The organism is Methylobacterium sp. WL116 (assembly GCF_008039455.1).
In the GTDB taxonomy this organism is placed as follows: Bacteria; Pseudomonadota; Alphaproteobacteria; order Rhizobiales; family Beijerinckiaceae; genus Methylobacterium.
Window position 1 is genome coordinate 1 of record NZ_VRUV01000352.1, and the last position, 4,827, is coordinate 4,827.

Sequence of the window (4,827 nt, forward strand, 5' to 3'; positions counted from 1 at the left end):
GCGCCGGGGCGGTCTCGGCCCGTGCCGGCAGGGACAGGGGGAGCGCGAGGGCCAGGGCGGCGAGGCCGAGGCGATGGGCGCGAACGGTCATCGGCCGGTCTCCGCGGGCGTCGAGGCGAGGGGAAGGCGCCCGTCGAGGCCCGCATCGAGCAGGGCGAGGAGCTGGGCGACGGCGGCGGCCGGGTCGTAGCCGGGCAGCAGCGCCCGGTCGACGATGATCCCCTTCATCAGGGGGCCGAGCAGGGCGTAGAGCGCGGCCGGGTCGCAGGCGGGGGACCGCGCCAGGGCGGCGAAGGTCTCGACGAACCAGCCCCGCGCCTCGGCCTCGGCCCGCGCGGTCATCGCGGCGATCGCCGGGTTGCGCGTCGCCTCCGACCAGATGTCGACCCGCAGGATCGCGGTCTCACGGGTGATCGAGACGAAGTAGCGGGTGATGATGCCGAGCAGCGCCGCGCGGCGGTCGCCGTCGCGCTCCAGCTCGGCCACGAGCAGGGCGCCGCGGGCGCGCTCGCACTCGGCGAGCCCGAGGACGAGGTCCTCCTTCGAGGCGAAGTAGCGGTAGACGTTGCCGGCGCTCATCGCCGCCTCGCGGGCGAGGTCCTGCATCGTGGTGCGGTGGAAGCCGTTGCGCACGAAGCAGGCCTCGGCCGCCGCCAGGATGTGCTCGCGCCGGGCCGACGGCTCGATCCGCGCCGAGACGGCGCTGCCGGCGCTCATCGCGCGAGGCTCGCCGCCAAGACGTGGGGCACGATGCGGCTCGCGTCCTTCGCGGGCGGGACGCCCTGGCAGGCGGCGGGACGAACCGCGAGCCCGGCACAGGACCGCACCTGCCATCCGTCGGGACCGGCCCCGGTCCAGCCGATCAGCGCGACCCAGGCGAGCCCGAGGATCCCGACGAGCGCGAGGTTCGCCGGCGTGGCCACGGCGCGAAGCTCCGCGAGGCGGAGGGCGGTGCCGGGATCGGAAACGGAAAGGCCCATGGCGGATTCCTGCGTGCCGCCCCCGTGTAATGAACGTTCATTCTCATGTCAATGAACGTTCATTCTCAGATCGGCTCAGGAAGCGCGTCGTCGCCGCAGCCCGTCCCCCCCACGGGGGAGGGAAGACGGGATCGCTCAGGCCGAAACGCTCACGCCGCGGCGCGGGTCACCGCGTCGACGACCGCGTCGACGACGTCGTTGACGAGGCCGCGGTCGTCGCCCTCGGCCATGACGCGGATGACCGGCTCGGTGCCGGACGGGCGGATGACGAGGCGGCCGGCGTTGCCGAGGCGCTCGCGGGCGTGCTCGATCGCGGTGACGACGCTGTCGGCGCGCAGCGGCTCGCCGGAGCGATAGCGCACGTTCTTCAGGATCTGCGGCAGCGGGTCGAAGCAGTGGCAGACCTCGCTCACCGGCCGCGCGCTGCGCTGGACCACGCTCAGCACCTGCAGCGCGGCCACCAGCCCGTCGCCGGTGGTGGCGTAGTCCGACATGATGATGTGGCCGGACTGCTCGCCGCCGAGGTTGTAGCCGTGCTCGCGCATGTGCTCGAGCACGTAGCGGTCGCCCACCGCGGTGCGGGCGAGCGAGAGGCCGATCCCGCCGAGGTAGCGCTCCAGCCCGAGGTTGGACATGATCGTGGCCACGATCCCCGGCTGGGTCAGGAGGTCGTCCTCCTTCCACGAGCGGGCGACGACGGCCATGAGCTGGTCGCCGTCGACGACCTGCCCCTTCTCGTCGACGATCAGCACCCGGTCGGCGTCGCCGTCGAGCGCGATGCCGATGTCGGCGCGCAGCTCGCGGACCTTGCCGACCAGGGCGGCGGGCGCGGTCGAGCCGACGTCGCGGTTGATGTTGAAGCCGTCCGGCTCGACGCCGATGGCGATGACCTCGGCGCCGAGCTCCCACAGGGTCTCGGGGGCGACGCGGTAGGCGGCGCCGTTGGCGCAGTCGACCACGATGCGCAGGCCGTCCAGCGTCACGTTGCGCGGCAGCGAGCGCTTGGCGAACTCGATGTAGCGGGCATGCACGCTCTCGATGCGCTTGGCCCGGCCGAGCGACATGGAGCCGGCGAGCCGGGTGTGCAGCTCGCCGTCGATCAGCGCCTCGATCTCGCGCTCGATCGCGTCGTTGAGCTTGAACCCGTCCGGCCCGAACAGCTTGATGCCGTTGTCCTCGAACGGGTTGTGCGAGGCGGAGATCATCACGCCGATGTCGGCGCGCATCGAGCGGGTGAGCATCGCCACCGCCGGCGTCGGCATCGGCCCGAGCTGCAGCACGTCCATGCCGACCGAGGTGAAGCCGGCGATGAGCGCGGTCTCGATCATGTAGCCCGACAGGCGGGTGTCCTTGCCGATGACGACGCGGTGGCGATGGTCGCCGCGCTGGAACACCAGGCCCGCCGCCTGGCCGACCTTCAGCGCCAGCTCCGGCGTGATCACCCCGTTGGCCCGGCCGCGAATGCCGTCGGTGCCGAAATACTTTCTCACGAAACTCTCCGTCCCATCGGGCACGCGACGTTGCGGGCAACCTATCATCGATCGCACGGCACGCACGGATCGCGTCCCGTTACGGTGAATCGACGCCGCCTCTTCCCTCCCCCGCAGAGGGGTGAGGGAAAACCCGCGCTGCGTCTCCCATGCCTGTCCGTCTCGGATGCTGGACATACGAAAAAGGGCGCCGTCGTGGCGCCCTTCCCGTTCGTCGGTGGTGAGGCTCTCAGCCCTGCGGCTGCGGCTCGAGGCCGCCGTCGCTCTCCTTCGGGCGGCCGCGGCCGGCCGACGGGACCGAGGAACCGCGGGCCGGCGTCGGGGGCACGTCGCCACCGTCGCGGACCGGGGGACGGCCCTTGAGCAGGTTCTTGATCTCGTCGCCGGACAGCGTCTCGTACTCGAGCAGCCCCTGCGCGAGCGCCTCGAGGTCGTCCTTCCTGTCGGCGAGGATGCGGCGGGCCTCCTCAAGGCCGGTCTCGACCAGGCGGCGGACCTCCGCGTCGATCTTCTGGGCGGTCGACTCGGACACCGTCTGCTGGCGGCCCATCGACATGCCGAGGAAGACCTCGTCGTTGTTGTCGCCGTAGGCGACGGTGCCGAGCTCAGGCGAGAAGCCCCAGCGCGTGACCATCATCTTGGCGAGCCGCGTCGCCTGCTCGATGTCGGACTGGGCGCCCGACGTCACCTTGTCCGGGCCGAAGGTCATCTCCTCGGCGATGCGGCCGCCCATCATGATCGCCAGCCGCGAGGTCATCTGCTCGAACGACATCGACAGCTTGTCGCGCTCGGGCAGCTGCATGACCATGCCCAAAGCCCGGCCGCGCGGGATGATCGTCGCCTTGTGGACGGGATCGGTGGCCGGCACGTTGAAGGCGACGATGGCGTGGCCGCCCTCGTGGTAGGCGGTGAGCCGCTTCTCGTCCTCGGTCATGACGAGGGTCCGACGCTCGGCGCCCATCATCACCTTGTCCTTGGCGTCCTCGAACTCGTGCATCGTGACGATGCGCTTGCCGCGGCGCGCGGCCAGCAGCGCCGACTCGTTGACGAGGTTCATCAGGTCGGCGCCCGAGAAGCCGGGGGTGCCGCGGGCGATGACCTTGAGGTCGACGTCCGGCGCCAGCGGCACCTTGCGGACGTGGACGCGCAGGATGCGCTCGCGGCCGGTCACGTCCGGGTTCGGCACCATGATCTGGCGGTCGAACCGGCCGGGACGCAGCAGCGCGGGGTCGAGCACGTCGGGGCGGTTGGTCGCCGCGATGATGATCACGCCCTCGTTGGCCTCGAAGCCGTCCATCTCGACGAGCAGCTGATTGAGGGTCTGCTCGCGCTCGTCGTTGCCGCCGCCGAGGCCGGCGCCGCGATGGCGGCCGACCGCGTCGATCTCGTCGATGAAGATGATGCAGGGGGCGTTCTTCTTGGCCTGCTCGAACATGTCGCGCACGCGGCTGGCGCCGACGCCGACGAACATCTCGACGAAGTCCGAGCCGGAGATGGTGAAGAACGGCACGTTGGCCTCGCCCGCCACCGCGCGGGCGATCAGGGTCTTGCCGGTGCCGGGGGGGCCGACCAGGAGCACGCCGCGCGGGATGCGCCCGCCGAGCCGCTGGAACTTCTGGGGGTCGCGCAGGAACTCGACGATCTCCTGCAGATCCTCCTTCGCCTCTTCCACGCCGGCGACGTCATCGAAGCTGACGCGCCCGTGCGCTTCATTGAGGAGCTTGGCCTTCGACTTCCCAAAACCCATGGCGCGGCCGGCACCCGACTGCATCTGCCGGGACAGGAACACCCAGGCGCCGATGAAGACGAGGATCGGCAGCCAGCTCACCAGCAGCTGGATGAACCACGGCGTGTTGTCCGACGGCGGGCGCGCGGTGATCTGCACGCCCTTGCCCGAAAGCTTCGAGACGAGGCCCGGATCGTTCGGCGCGTAGGAGGTGAAGCTGCCGCCGCCGACGTAGGAACCGGACACGTCCTGGCCCGAGATCACGACGGACTGGATCTTGCCGGCATCGGCGTCGTTGAGAAGCTGGCTGTAGGCGATCTCGCTCCCGCCGCCGCGGTGACCCGGATTCTGGAACAGGGTCACCAGGGCCAGGACGAGGAGGAAGATGACGACCCACAGAGCAAAATTGCGAAAATTCGGGTTCATCGATCAATCCCTGGGGCGTGTGGGCCGGCTGCCCGCCGCTGCGGGTTCGTCCGCGCACGCCAAGCCAATGTAGGCAGAGCCCTCCCCCTTGCCAAGTAAGTCGGGCGCCCCTGCGGCAAGGCCGTCCCCTCGCCTGGGCGGAGCGGGCCGGATCGTCACGCGGCGGGCCGGGTCGGCGGCGATGGCGAGCCCGCGCAGGGTGCGC

4 protein-coding genes are annotated in these 4,827 nt (G+C 70.9%); all 4 read right to left on the bottom strand.

Annotated elements, in window-relative coordinates; all coding sequences use genetic code 11:
* Positions 1–87 precede the first annotated feature (87 nt).
* Positions 88–717 carry a TetR/AcrR family transcriptional regulator gene (locus FV223_RS20165; protein WP_147728675.1) on the bottom strand — a complete coding sequence of 210 codons (630 nt, stop codon included), beginning with the start codon at positions 715–717 and terminating at the stop codon, positions 88–90.
* Positions 714–980, bottom strand: coding sequence for a hypothetical protein (locus FV223_RS20170; protein WP_147728676.1), 267 nt, complete (start codon positions 978–980; stop codon positions 714–716). The genes FV223_RS20165 and FV223_RS20170 overlap by 4 nt, the downstream gene beginning before the upstream one ends.
* A 149-nt stretch (positions 981–1,129) precedes the next feature.
* Positions 1,130–2,470 carry a phosphoglucosamine mutase gene (gene glmM / locus FV223_RS20175; protein WP_147728677.1) on the bottom strand — a complete coding sequence of 447 codons (1,341 nt, stop codon included), beginning with the start codon at positions 2,468–2,470 and terminating at the stop codon, positions 1,130–1,132.
* 229 nt (positions 2,471–2,699) lie between these two features.
* Entirely contained in the window at positions 2,700–4,622 is a 1,923-nt protein-coding gene (ftsH, locus tag FV223_RS20180; protein WP_147728678.1) for an ATP-dependent zinc metalloprotease FtsH, read from the bottom strand.
* Between the last annotated feature and the right edge of the window lie 205 nt (positions 4,623–4,827).

Excerpts from the sequence above, each read along its gene's own strand:
- FV223_RS20165 (WP_147728675.1), bottom strand. The coding sequence starts at position 717 with ATGAGCGCCGGCAGCGCCGTCTCGGCGCGGATCGAGCCGTCGGCCCGG.
- ftsH (WP_147728678.1), bottom strand. The coding sequence starts at position 4,622 with ATGAACCCGAATTTTCGCAATTTTGCTCTGTGGGTCGTCATCTTCCTC.
- FV223_RS20170 (WP_147728676.1), bottom strand. The coding sequence starts at position 980 with ATGGGCCTTTCCGTTTCCGATCCCGGCACCGCCCTCCGCCTCGCGGAG.